This is a genomic window from Allobosea rubneri, assembly GCF_032464875.1.
Taxonomy (GTDB): Bacteria; Pseudomonadota; Alphaproteobacteria; order Rhizobiales; family Beijerinckiaceae; genus Allobosea; species Allobosea rubneri.
In genome coordinates this window covers 149,702-167,548 of record NZ_JAWDID010000004.1, presented here as the reverse complement: position 1 = coordinate 167,548, position 17,847 = coordinate 149,702, and the positions used below count along the sequence as shown (strand labels likewise).

General features: G+C 66.5%; 15 protein-coding genes. 6 read left to right on the top strand and 9 right to left on the bottom strand.

Going from position 1 to position 17,847, the window contains the following annotated elements; genetic code table 11:
• The first annotated feature begins 10 nt into the window (after positions 1-10).
• The 4 genes from flgG to RKE40_RS04845 all read left to right on the top strand — a co-directional run bounded on the left by flgG (position 11) and on the right by RKE40_RS04845 (position 3,869).
• Complete coding sequence (gene flgG / locus RKE40_RS04860) at positions 11-799, top strand: flagellar basal-body rod protein FlgG (RefSeq protein WP_066472390.1); 789 nt, start codon at positions 11-13, stop codon at positions 797-799.
• Between the two features lie 17 nt (positions 800-816).
• Positions 817-1,860: a flagellar basal body P-ring formation chaperone FlgA gene (flgA, locus tag RKE40_RS04855; RefSeq protein ID WP_316017105.1), complete on the top strand. Its 1,044-nt coding sequence runs from the start codon at positions 817-819 to the stop codon at positions 1,858-1,860.
• A 30-nt stretch (positions 1,861-1,890) separates the two neighbouring features.
• Positions 1,891-2,643, top strand: a complete 753-nt coding sequence (gene flgH, locus RKE40_RS04850) for a flagellar basal body L-ring protein FlgH (RefSeq protein ID WP_316017104.1) — start codon at positions 1,891-1,893, stop codon at positions 2,641-2,643.
• Between the two features lie 323 nt (positions 2,644-2,966).
• Entirely contained in the window at positions 2,967-3,869 is a 903-nt protein-coding gene (locus tag RKE40_RS04845) for a DMT family transporter (RefSeq protein WP_316017103.1), read from the top strand.
• 989 nt (positions 3,870-4,858) lie between these two features.
• Here the strand turns inward: RKE40_RS04845 and RKE40_RS04840 are convergent.
• Both RKE40_RS04840 and RKE40_RS04835 read right to left on the bottom strand, forming a co-directional pair.
• Entirely contained in the window at positions 4,859-5,788 is a 930-nt protein-coding gene (locus RKE40_RS04840) for a lipid kinase (protein WP_316017102.1), read from the bottom strand.
• Between the two features lie 131 nt (positions 5,789-5,919).
• The gene (locus RKE40_RS04835) at positions 5,920-6,864 is read right to left on the bottom strand and encodes a hydrogen peroxide-inducible genes activator (RefSeq protein WP_316017101.1); all 945 of its coding nucleotides are present in this window, start codon (positions 6,862-6,864) and stop codon (positions 5,920-5,922) included.
• Between the two features lie 102 nt (positions 6,865-6,966).
• Here RKE40_RS04835 and katG point away from each other — a divergent pair, with 102 nt between their 5' ends.
• On the top strand, positions 6,967-9,144 hold the full coding sequence (gene katG, locus RKE40_RS04830; RefSeq protein ID WP_316017100.1) for a catalase/peroxidase HPI: 2,178 nt from the start codon (positions 6,967-6,969) through the stop codon (positions 9,142-9,144).
• Between the two features lie 132 nt (positions 9,145-9,276).
• Here katG and dksA read toward each other — a convergent pair whose 3' ends face one another.
• From dksA to RKE40_RS04805, 5 genes are all read right to left on the bottom strand, one after another.
• Entirely contained in the window at positions 9,277-9,699 is a 423-nt protein-coding gene (gene dksA, locus RKE40_RS04825; RefSeq protein WP_316017099.1) for an RNA polymerase-binding protein DksA, read from the bottom strand.
• A gap of 303 nt (positions 9,700-10,002) precedes the next feature.
• Complete coding sequence (locus tag RKE40_RS04820) at positions 10,003-11,376, bottom strand: MBOAT family O-acyltransferase (RefSeq protein ID WP_316017098.1); 1,374 nt, start codon at positions 11,374-11,376, stop codon at positions 10,003-10,005.
• 154 nt (positions 11,377-11,530) lie between these two features.
• Positions 11,531-12,487, bottom strand: a complete 957-nt coding sequence (locus RKE40_RS04815) for a LysM peptidoglycan-binding domain-containing protein (protein ID WP_316017097.1) — start codon at positions 12,485-12,487, stop codon at positions 11,531-11,533.
• A 238-nt stretch (positions 12,488-12,725) separates the two neighbouring features.
• Positions 12,726-13,838, bottom strand: coding sequence for a tartrate dehydrogenase (locus tag RKE40_RS04810; RefSeq protein WP_316017096.1), 1,113 nt, complete (start codon positions 13,836-13,838; stop codon positions 12,726-12,728).
• 70 nt (positions 13,839-13,908) lie between these two features.
• Positions 13,909-14,883, bottom strand: a complete 975-nt coding sequence (locus RKE40_RS04805; RefSeq protein ID WP_316017095.1) for a tripartite tricarboxylate transporter substrate-binding protein — start codon at positions 14,881-14,883, stop codon at positions 13,909-13,911.
• A 171-nt stretch (positions 14,884-15,054) separates the two neighbouring features.
• Here RKE40_RS04805 and RKE40_RS04800 point away from each other — a divergent pair, with 171 nt between their 5' ends.
• Positions 15,055-15,762, top strand: a complete 708-nt coding sequence (locus tag RKE40_RS04800) for a GntR family transcriptional regulator (RefSeq protein WP_316017094.1) — start codon at positions 15,055-15,057, stop codon at positions 15,760-15,762.
• 165 nt (positions 15,763-15,927) lie between these two features.
• Here the strand turns inward: RKE40_RS04800 and RKE40_RS04795 are convergent, their stop codons facing one another.
• Complete coding sequence (locus tag RKE40_RS04795; RefSeq protein ID WP_316017093.1) at positions 15,928-16,800, bottom strand: flagellar motor protein MotB; 873 nt, start codon at positions 16,798-16,800, stop codon at positions 15,928-15,930.
• A 22-nt stretch (positions 16,801-16,822) separates the two neighbouring features.
• Complete coding sequence (motA, locus tag RKE40_RS04790; protein WP_066479978.1) at positions 16,823-17,686, bottom strand: flagellar motor stator protein MotA; 864 nt, start codon at positions 17,684-17,686, stop codon at positions 16,823-16,825.
• Between the last annotated feature and the right edge of the window lie 161 nt (positions 17,687-17,847).

The following is a 17,847-nucleotide window of genomic DNA, read 5'->3' as shown; positions in this document are numbered from 1 at the left end:
AGACAAGCCCATGCGCGCCCTTCACACCGCCGCCACCGGCATGATGGCCCAGGAACTCAACGTCCAGGTCATCTCCAACAACATCGCGAACGTGCGCACCACCGGCTACAAGCGCCAGCGCGTGCACTTCCAGGACCTGCTCTACGAGCACCACCGCCGCGCCGGCTCGGCGACCTCCGAGCAGAACACCATGGTTCCCGCCGGCATCTCAATCGGCTCGGGCGTCAAGACGGTCTCGACCGGCCGGGTGATGACCCAGGGCAACATGACGCCGACCGAGAAGCAGTACGATGTCGCGATCCGCGGCGAGGGCTTCTTCCGCATCCGCATGCCGGACGGCCGCACCGCCTATTCGCGCGACGGCTCCTTCGACCTCGACGCGCAGGGCCAGCTCGTCACCCGCGACGGCTATCAGGTCGAGCCCGGCATCACGATTCCGAACAACGCGACCAGCGTCAGCATCAATGCCCAGGGCACCGTCGAGGCGACGATGCCCGGCCAGACGGCGCCGCAGCAGCTCGGCCAGCTCCAGCTCGCCCGCTTCGTCAACAAGGTCGGCCTGGAATCGTTGGGCGACAACCTGTTCATCGAGACCGCCGGCTCCGGCCCGGCGATCGACGGTGTTGGCGGCGGCGAAGGCTTCGGCACGCTGCAGCAGAACTATCTCGAGGAAGGCAACGTCCAGGCGGTGACCGAGCTTTCCTCGCTGATCGCGGCGCAGCGCGCCTACGAAATGAACTCCAAGATTATCTCGGCGGCGGACCAGATGATGCAGTCCACCACCCAGATCATCCGCTAGAGCGAGGGACTGCCGCCATGATGCGCTCCATTCTCCTTGTCGCGGCCTTCGGATTCGGCGTCGAGCTGGCGAACGCCGAGCCTGCCGGGCAGGGCTCTGCCGCTCAGGCAGCGGCTCCCGCCAGCGTCCCGCTGTCGGTTGCCGGCAAGCCGCGCCTGCGGCCCGACCTGACCCTGACCCGCGACATCGTCAGCTTCGGCGACCTGATCGCCGGCCTGTCGCCGCAGGACGGCGCTCTGCCGGCCTTCCGCGCCCCGGCTCTGGGCGAGACCGGCACGATCCAGGTCGCCCGCATTCTCGATGCGGCGCTCAAGAACGGCATCCTGCGGGAGGCGCTCGACCTCGACAGCCAGGGCCTCGCGCAGGTCGTGGTGACGCGCGCGGCGCGGCGGATCACCGGGCAGGACATCGAGTCTGCGGTGAAGACGGCGCTGCTCGAGCGTTTCGGCTTCGATGCGCGCGCTTTCGCGCTGGTCTTCGACGGCGGCGCGCCTTCGGTCGCGGTCGAGCCGGAGCTCTCGGGCGAGATGGTGGCGCTCGACCTGACCTATGACGCCCGCGCCCGGCGGGTGATCGGGCGCCTTGCGGTGCCCGGCAGCGCCGCGACCCGGCTGAAGCCGGTCAGGGTCTCCGGGCTCCTGGTCGAGACTGTCGACGTCGTGGTGCCGATGCGCCCGATCGCGCGTGGCGAGACGCTCACGGCCGGCGACGTCATGGTCGAGCGGCGCCCGCGGGATGTCGGGGCGAACGACCAGCTCAGCGAGATGCGGGCGGCCATCGGCAAGGTGGCGAAGCGCTCGCTGCTCGCCGGCGTCGCGCTGCGCGGTAGTGACGTGCAGCGCGAGGAGATCGTCGGTCGCGGCGAGATGGTGACCTTGGTCTACGAGGCGCGCGGCGTGCTGATCAGCCTGCGCGGCCGGGCGAACGAGGCCGGCGCGATGGGCGACGTCATCTCCGTCACAAACCCCAATTCGAAGCGGGTGCTGCAGGGGACCGTGAGCGGTCCCGGCCGCATCAATGTCAGCCCTCCCGGCGGCGGCCATGTCGCCGCGGCGCGCTGAACCCTGAATTTCAAAGTGCGGATCAAGATCATGACCCGGAACAACCCGATCGCCTTCCCCGCCGTCCTCGGCCTCGGCCTGCTGCTCGGCGCCTGCGGCGCCGCCGACCGGCTCGCCAATGTCGGCCAGGCTCCCGCGCTCTCGCCGATCGAGGACCCTACGGCGAGCAAGGGCTACAAGCCGGTGCAGATGCCGATGCCGGCGATGGAGCACGCCTCCTACGCGCCGAACTCGCTGTGGCGGACCGGCTCGCGCGCCTTCTTCAAGGACCAGCGCGCCCGGCAGGTCGGCGACCTCGTCACCGTCAAGGTCAAGGTCACCGACCGGGCCCAGCTCGACAACACCACCAAGCGCAGCCGCAAGAACGGTGAGGATTTCGGCGCCGCCCGGCTCATGGGCTTCGAGAATAAGCTCGACAAGTTCCTGCCGAACGGCTCCAGCGCCGGCGAACTGCTGAGCCTGGACTCGGAAGGGTCGAGCGAGGGCTCGGGCTCGGTGCGCCGCGCCGAGCAGCTCGCCACCAATGTCGCCGCCGTCGTCACCCAGACGCTGCCGAACGGCAATCTCGTGGTCGAGGGCAAGCAGGAGATCCGGGTCAATTTCGAGGTGCGCGAGCTGATCGTCGCCGGCGTGATCCGGCCCGAGGACATCGAATCCGACAACACCATCGAGTCGACCAAGATCGCCCAGGCCCGCATCGCCTACGGCGGCCGCGGCCAGATCACCGATGTGCAGCAGCCGCGCTACGGCCAGCAGGTGATGGACATCCTGCTGCCCTTCTGAGGACCCCGTCACGGACGAGTGGCAACCGGTCTTCCGAGAAGGAGCCTGCGAAAAGCACAACCACCCGAGTTTCCGGCGCGACGGCGACGCTCCCCACGTCCACGCCCCGCGCCGGCCGGCGGTCTCTCCCGAGCCGCCGATCCTCCCGGCCGCCTACCACGCTCCCCAAGCTAAAAGGCTGGCGGCCAGAAGCCCCGCGCCCTCCCGCGCGGGGCTTTTCCTAAATGATGGCGGAATGCCTAGGGCGGGCCGCGAGCTGACACGCTGGTTGTCGAGGCAGCGCGCGTAATCTAAGGCTCGCCGCTGCTCATCATGGCGGCGTCATGAACCAAACTGCTGGACCGAACGGCGTTTCCGTCGGAAATTTTGCCGCTGCATTGTTTCTTGCGGTGATGTGGGGCGTTTCGATCCCCGTCACCAAGCTCGGCTTGCTGACGCTCCCGCCTCTCACCTTGACCGGGCTGCGCTTCCTGATCGCCGTTCCGCTGATGTTTCTGCTTGTCGCGGGCAGGCAAGGCCTTCCGCTCAGGGCTTTCCCGCGAGTCGCCGCGCTTGGCGTCCTCGGTATCGGCATCGGGCAGGTCGCCCAGAGCTTCGGCGTGGCTGGGACCTCCGCCTCGATCGGAACGACGATCTCGGCTGCAATTCCCGCCTTCGTCGTCGTCTTCGCAGCCATACGACTGCGCCAGCCCGTCACGCTGATCCAGGGCATCGGCATCGTTGCCGCGTTTGGAGGCATTGCTCTGGTCGCCGCCGGTCGCGGCGACGGTAGTTCGGCTGCAACCCAAACCAGCCTGGCTGGCGCAGGCCTGGTGCTGCTCTCGACCCTGACGATTGCCTTCTACTATGTCTGGAGCGTCGAGCTTTCCGAACGCTATGGGACCGTGGTCGTCGCGGCATGGAGCACCTTGTTCGGCTTCCTGGCGCTGGTGCCATTCGCCGTTTGGGAGGCGCTGAACACCCCGTTTGCCCTGACGGCGGTCAGCATCGGCTCGGCCCTCTACCTCGGCGTGATGGTGACCGTGGCCGGCCTGTTTCTCTGGCTTTATCTGCTGCGAACGCTTCCCGCCCGAGTGGCTGCGAGCGTCCAGTATCTCCAGCCGATCGTCGGCGTTGCGGTCTCCGCGCTGATGTTCGGTGATCAGCTCGGCCCACTCTTCATCTTCGGCGTCGGTCTCGTGCTGACGGGCCTCACGCTCACAGTCGTCAACAAGCGCACTGCGTGAGCGTGCCTGCAACGGCTCGAAAGCCGACGTTCATCAAACAAGGACAACCTGGCGGGGGCGCACGAATAGCGGTCGTCTGACTTCCGCCCGAAAGCGGACGTACGTGAAAGAGGTCGTCGACCCCATCAGCTGCTCGTACTTGCTTGCCTCGCTGGCACTCTTGAGATCTTGCCTCTGACCGGTTCGATCCGGGCGCAGGGCATAGAGCGAGGCTTTTCCAGCCAGTACGCCGTTTGTACAACCCGACGCGGAGGACTATGCTCATCGGGCTGGATCAAGCACCTCCGAGCCCTGATGTGGGCTGATGCGCGCCCAAGAATAACTACTTTGTTTTCGGCGACTTCAACAGGAGAGTAACAATGATCAAGTTGTTCGCCGTTGCCTTCGCATTCGTCTTGACGTCATCGGCGCAGGCCATGCCGCTGGCCCCACTCCAACAGCCGGACGGGATTGTCATGCAGGTCCGCGAAGCATGCGGGCCGGGTATGCGCCGGACCGCGAATGGTGCTTGCCTCAGAACTCCCGCCCGACGTAGCGCCAGCAGGTGCGCTCGTGGCGTGACCTGCTAGCGTCGCACGGCTGCTGCGGACCAATACGGCGACCGCCTCGCCAATCCGACGGAACCGCCATCCCTCGTTGCGGCGCAGCGGTGTCCCGATTTCGTCACGCCGATCACTGGCATGGTGCGGGCGCTCGGCAGGCTGGCGAGGCTTGGCCGCCCGACGGGCCTCGGGCGGTCGATCTGATCGGCCCTGAGACGACATCACAATCCGCCGCTCGTTCGATCGTTGAAACTCTTGTTCGCAAGGACACGACAAGCCGCCTGATGTGACGAATGTCTCAGTTGGGTCGGTAGCGGAAGCTCGGCGGCACAATCCCGTTCATGCCGTCCCCCGCCGATCGCTGACATCGACGCATTGCCCGACGGCCGACCCGGCGGGCCAGCACGGATGGCCACGCCTTTCGCGGTCAGCTCGCTTTAGCCGGGCTCATCTGTGGAACAGGGGCATCGGAATTGGTTGCGCGCGAGGATCGGGCTCGGGCGCGAAGATCGCGACGGCCTGGGGATGGACCTTGAAATGGGCGGGCGTCGCCGTGACGATCTCGCCATCGGTGTTCACCGGCATCGGCCGCTTGGTCAGGATGTCGAACTCGACGCAGCGCGCGGTGCGCACTTCCTGCCAGGCTCCGTGCGTGCCGGACCTGAACGACCGCAGCATCAGCGCCAGCTTCCAGAGGTTCTTGAGTTCGAGGCTGTAGAGATCGAGATGGCCGTCATCGATCTCGGCGTCGTCCCGAACGATGTTTCCGCCGCCATAATGCCTGCCGTTGCCGATCGCGATCTGGAAGGTGTCGACCTCGGTCGTCCGGCCCTTCTCCGTGATCGTGGCGTGAAAGCGCGAGGCCTTCGTCAGCACCTTCGTGGCAGCAAGCGCATAGCCCAGGCGCCCGAAGCGCTTCTTCAGCGTCGGATCGAGCCCCTGCGCGAGCTCGCTGCTCAGGCCGATGCTGGCGACGTTGAAGAAGGCGTGGCCGTTGACCGTGCCCATGTCGATGCGGCGCGTCTGCCCCGCGGCGATCACCCGGGCCGCGGCGGTCAGATCCATCGGGATCGCGAGGGTCCGCGCGAGGTCGTTCGCCGTCCCCATCGGCATGATGCCGAGCGGCAGGCCGCTTTCCATCACGGCCATCGCGCCGGAGGAGATCGAGCCGTCTCCGCCGCAGATGACGATCAGGTCGGCGATGCTGCGCAGCCGCACGATGTCGCGCGCGATCTCGGGCAGGGCCTCGAAGGTCTCGATCGTGACGTCGATCCCGGCGTGCTCCAGTTGCCGAAAGGGACCGTCGAGCGATTCCTGCCCGCGCCGCGCCTTCGGGTTGCGCAGAACAAGGGCGCGTTTGCGATCAGGCTGCTTCATCGGGACCGTTCTTGTGGCGGGATAGCCGGGCTCACTTGGGAGCGCAGGCGCGCGGATTCAATCGCCACGGGGGCATGTGCGTGCCTGCTTGCGCCGGCGGTCGCAGGTCAAGGGTCCGGCGAGGCGTCGCCTCACGCCTCGATGTCGCTGTTGGAAGCAGAGGTTCCGCGCGCCTGCCGCAGCGGGCCGGCCGACTGGCGGACCATATCCGAGATCTCGATGAGCTGCCGAGCCAGCGGGCTGGTCTTGCGCCAGACCATGCCGATGGTCCGCGACGGTTCCTGCGTCGTGAAATGGGTGACCGAGACCGAGGCCGAGCGCGTCTCGACCGCAACCGCCATTTCCGGAATCAGCGTGATCCCGAGGCCGGCATCGACCATCTGCACCAGCGTCGAGAGGGAGCTGGCATCCAGAAGGTCGCGCGAGGCGACCGCACGCGGCTTCGCATTGCAGAAGGAAAGCGCCTGCTCGCGAAAGCAGTGTCCCTCTTCCAGCAAGAGCAGCCGCATCTCGCTCAGGGCCTCGCGATCCGGGGCGGGTTTGCCTTCGTCCTCGCGCGGCCGCACCAGGACGAAGCGCTCGGTGAACAGCGCGACCTCGGTCAGCGAGGGTTCGGAGACGGGCAGGGCGAGGATCGCCATGTCCAGCCGGCCCTCATTCAGCTCCTGGACCAGTTTCGGCGTCAGCGTCTCGCGCACATTGAGGTCGAGCCCGCCATGCAGCCTGGTGAGGTCGCCGATCAGGCTCGGCAGCAGATAGGGCGCCACCGTCGGGATCACCCCGATGCGCAGGCGCGTGACCTGCCCATCCCGCGAGGCATGCGCATAGCCTTCCAGCTCGTCGAGCGCACGCAGGATATCCCTGGCCCGGGTCGCGATCTCCTCCCCGAAGCTGGTCAGCCGCACCTGGCGCCTGTCCCTCTCGAACAGATCGGCGCCCAGCTCCTGCTCCAGCGCCTTGATCTGCTGCGACAAGGCCGGCTGCGAGATCGCGCAGGCCTCCGCAGCCCGGCCGAAATGGCTGTGACGCGCCAGGGCTTCGAGATAGCGGAGCTGCTTGAAAGTCAGATTTGTCATAATTGCAACTTATCGTCGCAATCAGAAAATCGAAATTAAAATAATGAAATGGCTTTGCTAAGACGCAATCCAGCAGCCAGCCCTGCAAGCTCGGAGAGAGAGATGAACGCGAAGACTGAGGACAGCACGGGCAAGTGCCCCGTCGCCCACGGTGGCGGCGCCCGTCAGAACCGCGACTGGTGGCCGAGCCAGCTGCCTGTCGACCTCCTGAACCAGCATTCGGCCAAGTCCGACCCGCTGGACCAGGCCTTCAATTACCGCGAGGCGTTCAAGAAGCTCGACTATGAGGCGCTGAAGAACGACCTGCGCAAGCTGATGACCGACTCGCAGGACTGGTGGCCCGCGGATTTCGGGCATTACGGCCCGCAATTCGTGCGCATGTCCTGGCACGCGGCCGGCACCTATCGCCTCGCCGACGGCCGTGGCGGCGGCGGCCGGGGCCAGCAGCGCTTCGCCCCGCTCAACAGCTGGCCGGACAATGTCAACATCGACAAGTCGCGCCGCCTGCTCTGGCCGATCAAGCAGAAATACGGCCAGCAGATCTCCTGGGCCGACCTGATGATCCTGACCGGCAATGTCGCGCTGGAGACGATGGGCTTCCGCACCTTCGGCTTCGCCGGCGGCCGCGAGGACACCTGGGAGCCCGATCACGACGTCAACTGGGGCGCCGAAACGGCGTGGCTGACCCATCGTCCGCTCGACAAATTCGACGCGCCGCTGAGCGCGACGGAAATGGGCCTGATCTACGTCAATCCGGAAGGGCCGGGCGCCAATGGCGATCCGATCTCGGCGGCGCATTTCATCCGCGAGACATTCGCCCGCATGGCGATGAACGACGAGGAGACCGTCGCGCTGATCGGCGGCGGCCACACCTTCGGCAAGACCCATGGCGCGGCGCCCGAGTCGCATAAGGGTCCGGATCCGGAAGGCGCCGAGCTGGAGGCCCAGGGCCTCGGCTGGGCCAGCAATTTCGGCACCGGCCACGGCGCCGACGCGGTCGGCAGCGGCATCGAGGTCACCTGGACGCAGACGCCGGCGCAGTGGAGCAACTTCTTCTTCGAGAACCTGTTCAAGTACGAATGGGTGCAGACGCGCAGCCCGGGCGGCGCGATCCAGTGGGAGGCGAAGGACGCCGAGGCCGTCATCCCCGACGCCCACGACCCGTCGAAGAAGCACAAGCCGACCATGCTGACGACCGACCTGTCGCTGCGCCTGGACCCGGCCTATGAGAAGATCTCGCGCCGCTTCCTCGAGAACCCGCAGGCCTTCGCCGAGGCCTTCGCCCGCGCCTGGTTCAAGCTGACCCATCGCGATCTCGGGCCGCGCTCGCGCTATCTCGGCCCGGAAGTCCCGAAGGAAGAGCTGATCTGGCAGGACGTGCTGCCGGCCGCCGACCACCCGCTGGTCAACGCCGCCGACGTCGCCACGCTCAAGGAGAAGATCAAGGCTTCCGGCCTTTCCGTCTCCGAGCTGGTCGGCACCGCCTGGGCCTCGGCCGCGACCTTCCGCAGCGGCGACAAGCGCGGCGGCGCCAATGGCGCCCGTGTCCGCCTCGCGCCCCAGAAGGATTGGGAGGTCAACCAGCCGGCCCAACTCGCCCGGGTGATCGAGGTGCTCGACGGCATCCGCCGCCAGTTCAACAAGGAGGCCGATGGCGACCAGAAGGTCTCGCTGGCCGACCTGATCGTGCTGGCCGGCAATGTCGGCGTCGAGCAGGCAGCGAAGGCCGCCGGCCATGACGTGAGCGTCCCGTTCACCGCGGGCCGCACCGACGCGAAGCAGGAGCAGACCGAGGTCCATTCCTTCGCGGTGATGGAGCCGGTGCTGGACGGCTTCCGCAACTACCAGAAGGCCGGGGCCAAGGTGCCGGCCGAGGTGGCGCTGATCGACCGCGCCCAGTTGCTGACCCTGACCGCTCCGGAGCTGACGGTGCTGATCGGCGGCCTGCGCGTCATCGACATCAATGCCGATGGCTCCAAGCACGGCATCCTGACCAACCGGCCGGGCGCGCTGACGAACGACTTCTTCGTCAACCTGCTCGACATGGGCACGCAGTGGAAGGCGATCTCCGAGGCCAAGGACGTGTTCGAGGGCACCGACCGCAAGACCGGCGCCGCCAAATGGACCGGCACCCGCGTCGACCTCGTCTTCGGCTCGAACTCGATCCTGCGCGCGCTCGCCGAGGTCTATGCCAGCGCCGACGCCAAGGAGAAGTTCGTGAAGGACTTCGTCGCCGCCTGGACCAAGGTGATGAACCTCGACCGCTTCGACGTCGCCTGATCGAGAAGCCAGGCCCGGCCGCCGCGCTCAGCGGTGGCCGCAGGCCGGAAGGCCCTCGTGCCGAATGCAAAAAAAGGCCCCGCAGCGCAACTGCGGGGCCTTCTTATTGGAGAGTGGTGCTGCTGCCGCGTCTCAATCGTCGCGGAAGACGCGTTCGTTGCGCTCGTGGCGTTCCTGGGCTTCGAGCGAAAGCGTCGCGATCGGCCGGGCTTCCAGACGCTTCAACGAGATCGGCTCGCCGGTATCCTCGCAGAAGCCATAGGTGCCATCGTCGATGCGGGCGATGGCGGACTCTATCTTGGAGATCAGCTTGCGCTGGCGGTCGCGGGCCCGGAGCTCGATGGCGCGGTCCGTTTCGGACGAGGCGCGATCGGCGATGTCGGGGTGGTTCTCGCTCTCGCTCTGCAGGGTGACCAGGGTTTCCTTGGCCTCCTTCAGGATCTCCTCTTTCCAGGCCAGCAGCTTGCTGCGGAAATACTCACGCTGCCGTTCGTTCATGAACGGTTCTTTTTCTGACGGCTTGTAGTCGGGATCGAGGGTGGTCTGCTTCGACATGTGCAGGCTTTCTCAATTCACGCTGCTCGATGACCCCCGCCGGCATTGCCGTGGGGGCCGCCGATTTGGCGCCCTTATAGCGATTGGTCCCCGCCGTAACAATCTGCTTTCGCGTAGCCGTGATCTCTCGCCCAAGTAACGGTAATTTCAGCGAAAATAAGCGGATTCGGCCGTGATTTCGGCCCCGGACGGCCGCGCTATCCCCAGTCTGTGGTGGCCGGGGCGGGTTCGTTGCCCGGCTCGCGATTCTCCTTGCGGGCAGCGCGGCAATCGATCGGAGCGGGGAGGCGGTGCCGGTCCGCCTCAGAACTGGAAGTAGATGAACTCGAAATTCGCGTCGTCGCCGATCTTGAACAGAACGAGCACGAACAGGATCGCGGTCACGACTGCGAGCCAGCGGGCCGGCGGCAGCTTCCAGGCCATGGCCCAGGCTGTCGGCCCGATAATCGCGACGGCGGCGGCCGGCAGCAGCGCCCGCCACTTGAAGCCGGCTCCGGCGGGGTTCAGGCCGAGCAGCCCCTTGTAGATGGCGAGCGCGGCATCGAAGGAGGTGGCGCGAAACAGCACCCAGGAGAAGGCGACAAAGAGGAAGGTGAGGGCCCAGCCGAGGAGTTGCGGCATCGGCAGCCCGGCACGGCGCCAGAGGACGCCGATGGCGAGCACCACGCCATGGGCCGCGCCCCAGGCGACGAAGTTGAGGCCGGCGCCATGCCAGAGGCCGCCGAGCGCCATGGTGGCGAACAGCGCCCAGAGCTGCAGGGGCAGGCCATGGCGGGAGCCGCCGAGCGGAATGTAGAGATAGTCGCGCAGGAAACGCGACAGCGTCATGTGCCAACGACGCCAGAAGTCCTGCAGGCTGATGGAGCGGTAAGGCGTGTCGAAGTTCTGCGGCAGCACGATTCCGAAGAGCAGCGCGAGGCCGAGCGCCATGTCGGTGTAGCCGGAGAAATCGAAATAGATTTGGAAGGTGAAGGCGAGCGTCGCCTGCCAGGCCTCGCCGGGGCCGATCGCCTGGCCCTGCGCCGCCGCCGCGAAGACCGGGTTGACGTACTCGGCGAGGGGATCGCCAAGCAGGACCTTCTTGGCGAGGCCGATGGTGAGCAGGATCAGGCCGCGGGCGATGCGCTCGGCGGCGTCGGAGCGCAGATAGGGGCGCTCGTCGAACTGGTGCATGATTTCGCGCCAGCGCACGAGCGGGCCGGCCAGCACCTGCGGGAAGAAGGCGATGTAGAGCGCGTAGCGCACCAGATCATAGCGCGGAGCTTCGCCTCGGCGCAGATCGGTCAGGTACATCACATGATGGAAGGTGAAGAAGGAGATGCCGAGCGGCAATGCGAGATCGAGCTTCGGCGCCGGCAGTCCCGGGATCATGCCGGCGAGATCCGCGAAGAAGTTGAAGTACTTGAACAGCGCCAGGACGGCGAGGTTGAGGACGATCGCGAGCGTGATCAGGCCGCCGACCCTGGTCTTCTGGAAGGCTTCGGCGATCAGCCAGTTGAGCAGGATCGAGAAGCCGAGCAGGGGAACGAAGCGCCAGTCCCAATAGCCGTAGAAGACGAAGGACAACCCGGCCAGGACCGGCAGCCGCCAGGTCGGTGCGAAGCGCTCGACCAGCCCGTGCAGGGCGAGGGCGAGCGGCAGGAAGCCGAGCAGGAAGACGAAGGAGTTGAACAGCATCGGCCGGGGAAGGGGCGGTGGGAGAGGGCCGCCTTAGACGATTATGGCGCCGATGTCATGGCCGGCGCGGCGTCGATGACTTTCCCGTGCGGTTCGGTCGCGGCCTTTCAGGTCGCAGGACCCGTCTCGGGCGAGCGATGGCCGCGGTCCGGATTCACTGGACGCCGGCCAGCAGCAATCCGGCCATCGCGCCGGTGTAGGCAGGCGCGGTCGCCGCTCCCGCTCCATAGGTGACGAAACACCAGGCGACGAAGCCGACCGTGACGACGGCGGCAACCGCCTGGGTCGCAGGGCGGGCGTCGGCGGCGAGGCGCGCCCAGTCGATATTCTGCCGGGTGCTGGCCGGGACGGGGCGTGTTTGGTGGACCCTGACCGGTGAGAGACGTGGCGGCTGAAGCACGGGTTCGATCTCGATCGTGATCTTGACCTCGGTCGTGCAGAACGCGTCGTTTCCGATCTTGCCGCGCAATTCGGGATAGATGATCTCCGCCTTCAGGATGGGCACGGGCCTTGCCGAGCCAACCTCGACGGCGAAGGCTGTCTTCGGCGCGCCGATGCCCTTGGATTCGACGATCATCCGGTTGGAGAAGCTCACCTCTCCGCTCGGCTTATAGTTCACCGAGGACTCCGAGATCAGCTTCGCGTAGACGGCGTTCACCTCCTTCTGGGCGCTGGCTTCGATCGATTTGTCCGTCACATAGGTCAGCGGAACGGGGCGGCCGAGCGTGATGACGACCGAACCGCTCAGCTTGATCGTGGCGATGAAGGTTATAAAGTTGAGGACGATAGGCGGTTGAAGATCCAGCTGATGCTGGACCGAAAACGGAACCTTGGTCGACTTGATTTCGGCCTTGAGTGACGGCGGTCGACTAGTTTCTTTCTTCGTCGGAATCTTCTTCTGACATTCGTTCAGGTTCGGTATCAAGATCGTGTCGCCGGCCTTGATCGTATCCGGGTTCGAAATGCGCTTGGCGCCTGCCTTCAGGGCCTCCCGTGAATTGTTGAAAGCGTAGATCCTCGGCCATTGCGTTCCCGAGCCGAGCTTCTCTTTGGCGATTTCCCAAAGCGTATCGCCGGATCTGATCTTGTAGGGTTCCCACAGTCGCGGCATTTGACGCTCCCGCATTGGAGCGTGATTTGTATTCTTGTGCCGGAGAAAGAGTCAATTTGACCGTTCGGGTGGAGGCGACTGGCTGAAGGTCACTTGAGCGGCCTCTGCGCCTGAGGTGGCAGCGTATTCCAATCAGCCCTCGTCCTGAGGAGTGCGCGGCAGAAGCACGTTTCGAGGGAAGCTCCGGTTGCTTCCAGAGCTTCCTGAAGCGTCCATCGAGACGCCGCTGCGCGGTTCCTCAGGACCAGGACCGAAGAGTCTCCGGAAACAGGTTCAGATGTTGTCCCCCCCGCAGGGCCTCGCAGACGGCCTGTGTCACCTGCGCCGTCGTGGCGCTGCCGCCGAGATCGGGCGTGTGCAGGGCGGGATCGGCGGTGACGCGCTCGACGGCGCGCATCAGCCGGGCGGCGGCGGCCTTCTCGCCGAGATGTTCGAGCATCATCGCCCCTGTCCAGAAGGTCGCGACCGGGTTGGCGATGCCCTTGCCGGTAATGTCGAAGGCCGAGCCGTGGATCGGCTCGAACATGGAGGGCGTCTTGCGCTCGGGGTTCAGATTGGCCGTCGGCGCGATGCCGAGCGAGCCGGCCAGCGCCGCGGCGAGGTCCGACAGTATGTCGGCGTGGAGATTGGTTGCGACGATGGTGTCGAGCGTCTCCGGCTTCAGCGTCATCCGCATGGTCATGGCGTCGACCAGCATCTTGTCCCAGGTCACATCCGGGAAGCCTGCCGCGACCTCGGCGGCGATCTCGTCCCACATCACCATGCCGTGGCGCTGGGCGTTCGACTTGGTGACGACGGTCAGGAGCTTGCGCGGCCGCGAGCGCGCGATCTCGAAGGCGTAGCGGATGATCCGGGTGACGCCGGCACGGGTGAACATCGAGACATCGGTCGCGACCTCCTCGGGCAGGCCCTTATGCACGCGCCCGCCGACGCCGGCATATTCGCCTTCCGAGTTCTCGCGCACGATCACCCAGTCGAGCTCCGGGCCGGAGACATGGCGCAGCGGGCTGACGATGCCGGGCAGGATCCGGGTCGGGCGGACATTGGCGTACTGGTCGAGAGGTTGGCAGATGGCGAGCCTGAGCCCCCAGAGCGTCAGGTGGTCGGGAATGTCGGGGGCGCCGACCGCGCCGAAATAGATCGCATCGAAGGCGCGCAGCTGGTCGGCGCCGCCGGCCGGCATCATCACGCCATGCTTGCGGTAGTAGTCCGAGCCCCAGTCGAAGGATTGGACATCGAGGCTGAAGCCGCCATCGCGCTCGGCGCAGACCTCGAGGGCCTGGAGCCCCGCGGCGATGACCTCGGGGCCGATGCCGTCCCCTCCGATGGCGGCGATCCTGTGCGTGCGCATGCTCTTCGTCCGATGCTCTGGTGCTGCGGTGGTGGTGAGGCGGCGCCGGATGCTGGCGCCGCCCTGGTGATTACTGTGCGGTCACGCCGGCGTTGCGGATGACCGGCACCCATTTCTCGACTTCGCTGCGCACGAGCTCGCCGAGCGCGGCAGGCGTCTGGCCAGCCTCGTCCGGCAGTTCGGCGCCGAGATCGAGGAAGCGCTTGCGCGTCGTCGGGTCGTTGAGGGCGGCGCGAGCGGCGGTGTTGAGCCGGTCGACGATCTCCTTCGGCGTGCCCCTGGGCGCGAACATTGCGTTCCAGCCGGTGGCCTGGAACTGCGGCAGGCCCTGTTCGGCAGCAGTCGGCACGTCGGGGATGACTGCGAGACGATCCTTGACCGCGACGACGAGGCCCTTGCCCTCCTTCGCCTGCACGGTGGGGACGATGGCGACGGTCTGGTCGCAGACATAGTCGACCTGGCCGCCGAGCAGCGCGTTCAGCGCCGGGCCGGAGCCGCGGAAGGGGACGTGCGAGGGCTTGGTGCCGAGCAGCGAGTCGAGGAAGAGGCAGGTCAAATGCGAGGTCGAGCCGACGCCACCCGAACCGTAGTTCATCTTCGCGGCGTTCTCCTTGAGATAGGCGACGAACTCGCGGAAATCCTTGACCGGCAGATCCTTCTTGGCGACCACCAGCATCGGCGTCGAGGCCGAGTTCATGATCGGCTCGAAATCGGTGCGCGGATCATAGGCTAGCTTGGGATAGAGCCCGACGCTGGCAGCCTGGGTACCGAGATTGCCCATCAGCAGCGTGTAGCCGTCGGGTGTTGCCTTGGCGACGCGGGTCGCGCCGGTGGTGCCGCCGGCGCCGGCGACATTCTCGACCACGATCGACTGGCCAAGCGTGCGGCTCATATGGTCCGCCATCATCCGGGCGACGATGTCGGTGGTGCCACCGGCCGCAAAGGGCACGACCATGGTGATCGAGCGGGTCGGATAGCCGGTCTGCGCCGTCGCCGACGTCGTCGCGGCCAGCCCGAGCGCCAGCGCTAACAGCATTCGCTTCATTGCGTCTCTCCCTGTGCCGGCGCCGTTTTGCGGCGCCTCGACTGCTCTCCCATTTGTGTTCCATGGAAGTTTGCATGCTTGCAACGTTTCCGCTCCCGGCTGGGTTGTCAAGCTTCCATTCTTGCTTGCATGGAAGTAGTCCCCCATGCTCAATCGGTGCTGGAGGTGGCGATGGCCGAGCTTGCGCGGGCGGAGATCTCAGGGGACGGGGCCAGGCGCGGTTCGCTGGTCGACGAGGCCTATGCCGCGCTGAAGCAGGCGATTCGCGATACCGTCTTCGCGCCGGGCTATCAGGGCTCGGAGCAGGAGATCGCGGTCCGTCTCGGCATGAGCCGGACCCCGGTACACGAGGCGATCATCCGCCTGCAGGAAGACGGGCTGGTCAGGGTACTGCCGAAGCGCGGCGTCCTGATCTGCCCGCTGGCGCCGCAGGATATCCGGGAGATCTACGAAGTCGTCATCGCGGTCGAATCGATGGCCGCGGAACTGCTGGCCGCGCTTCCGGACAGCGACCGGGCAGCCGTGGCAGACGAGCTCGAGGCCGCGACGGCGGCGATGGAGCGGGCGCTGGCGGCGGACGACCTCGCCGGCTGGGCCGAGGCTGACGAAGCGTTCCATCGCCTGCTGGTCGAGCGCTGCGGCAATGGCCGCCTGCGCCGCATCGCCCAGACCGTGACCGACCAGGCCCATCGCGCCCGCATGCTGACCCTGAAGCTGCGGGCGCGGCCGGCGGGCTCGGCGCAGGCGCACCGCCTGATTGGGGAGGCGGTGAGGGCCGGCGACGCCGAGGCGGCGCACCGGCTCGCCCGCGCCCACCGCGTCGCGGCGCGCGACGAACTCGTCCCCCTGATCGAGCATATCGGCCTACGCCAGCTCTGAGCTGCGCCCAGGCCGGTGCGGCTGCGGGAGCTCATGCGCCTGCGGGTTCTGCTTCAGCAGCTGCAGATCGAGATGGAGAATCTGGACGAGAGGGCACGCCGGCCGAGCAGGGCTGCGCCGCTGGGCAACGGCTCCTCGGGCTTGAGCGCGCGCGGCGCCTTGTCGTCAGCGAAGGACGTTCGGGGGCAGCGCCGGCTCCGCGCCGAGCAGCGTGATCGTCACCCGTTGGTTCGGCGCGATGTAGGGATTGTCGGGGAAGACCGGCTCGGTGTCGGCGCGTCCCGCCACCGACGTGAAGCGGTCGTTGGGGATCCCGGCACCCGACAGGATCTTGCGCACGGCGAGCGCACGCCCGGCGCTGAGGCTCCAGGAATCGACGCCTCGCACCGAGCCCGGGCGCGCGGCGGCCGTGTGGCCCGTGACAGACAGTTGGTTGGGCAGCCGGCGCAGGGTGGGCGCGAGCCCTTCCAGCACGCGACGGGTGCGATCATAGGGGTCGACCGAGCCCTGAGGGAACATGGAGCGGCCTTCCTCGTCCACGAGGGAAACGTTCAAGCCCTCCTTGGTCGGCTCGATCACGATGTTGCGCGACAGCTCGGCCATTTCGGGCATGTTCTGGAACGCCTGCCGGAGGCTGGCCGCTGCGCTGTGCTGGGCCTGCGCGCCGGTGGCCGGGCGGTTGACCTCGCGGTCGCTGGCGCGGCCCGAGCTGGCCCGGCGGGCGCCGTCCTCCTGCCCGGTGATGCCGCTCGCCGTCTCGCGGGGCGCCGACGACTTGTTGCCTGACGTGTCCAGGGCGGTGCCCATCAGGACGCCGCCAGCGCCGCTGGTGCTGGCACTCACGGCCCCCGGCGCGAAGTATTCAGCCAGGCCGACCTTCTGCTCCTGCGTCGTCATGCTGATCAGCCACATCAGCAGAAAAAACGCCATCATGGCGGTCACGAAGTCCGCATAGGCGATCTTCCAGGCCCCGCCATGGTGCGCATGAGCGGCCTTCTTGACCTTCTTGATGATGATCGTCTGGGCGGGCTTGGCCATCGCGTCCCTGCTGGTGATTGGGTCAGATGTTGGCAGGCAGATCGGCGGTTGCCGCTTCCACTTCGCTGAAGGTCGGGCGGACGTCGCTCATCAGAGCCTTGCGGGCAAATTCTACCGCCATCACCGGCGGCTGGCCGCTGATATGGGCGAGAAGGCCCGCCTTGAGCGAAAGGTAGTACTTGGATTCCGCCTCGAAGATGCTCTTGAGCGACTGCGCCATGGGCCCGAAGAAGCCGTAGGCGACGAAGACGCCGAAGAAGGTGCCCACGAGCGCGCCGCCGATCAGATGTCCCAGCACCTCCGGCGGCTCGGTGATCGACCCCATCGTTTTGATCACGCCGAGCACGGCGGCGACGATGCCGAGCGCTGGCGTTCCGTCGGCGATCGACTGCATGGCCGCAACAAGACGCTCCTGCTCCTGGTGGTGCGTCTCCAGTTCCTCATCCATGAGAGCGTCGATCTCGTGGACGTTGTCGGCGCCCATCGTCAACATGCGCATGTAGTCGCAGACGAACTCGACCGCATGATGGTTCTCTGCAAAAGTCGGGAAGGCGTTGAACAGCGCCGACTCGCTCGGATCTTCGATATGCTGTTCGACCGCGAGCATGCCCTTCTGCTTTACAAGCCTGTACAGGGAATACTGCATCGCCAGCAGTTCGACATAGGCCTCCCGATTGTACTTGGGGCCCTTCACGAGCGTACCAAGCATGGTGGGGACGGACTTGAGCACCGGCCCGGTGTTGCCGATGATGAAGGCACCCATCGCTGCACCGAGGATGATAACGAACTCGAACGGCTGCCAAAGGACGAGGAGTTTGCCGCCCATCGCCGCGTAGCCGCCGAAGACGCAAGCAAAGACGATGATTGTGCCGACGATCAGCCGCATGAATCTGCCACCCTGCGCCGCAGCAGGTGCAGCCCGCGCTAGTTCACTACTAGTCCAGCGAAATGAACGATCGAGGTTAAGGGCGAGTTTACAGCCATTGGTCCGCAGCTTTGTAAGCGTCATCCTTCGGCCACTGAGGCTTGGGGCTGCAAGGCAGGTCC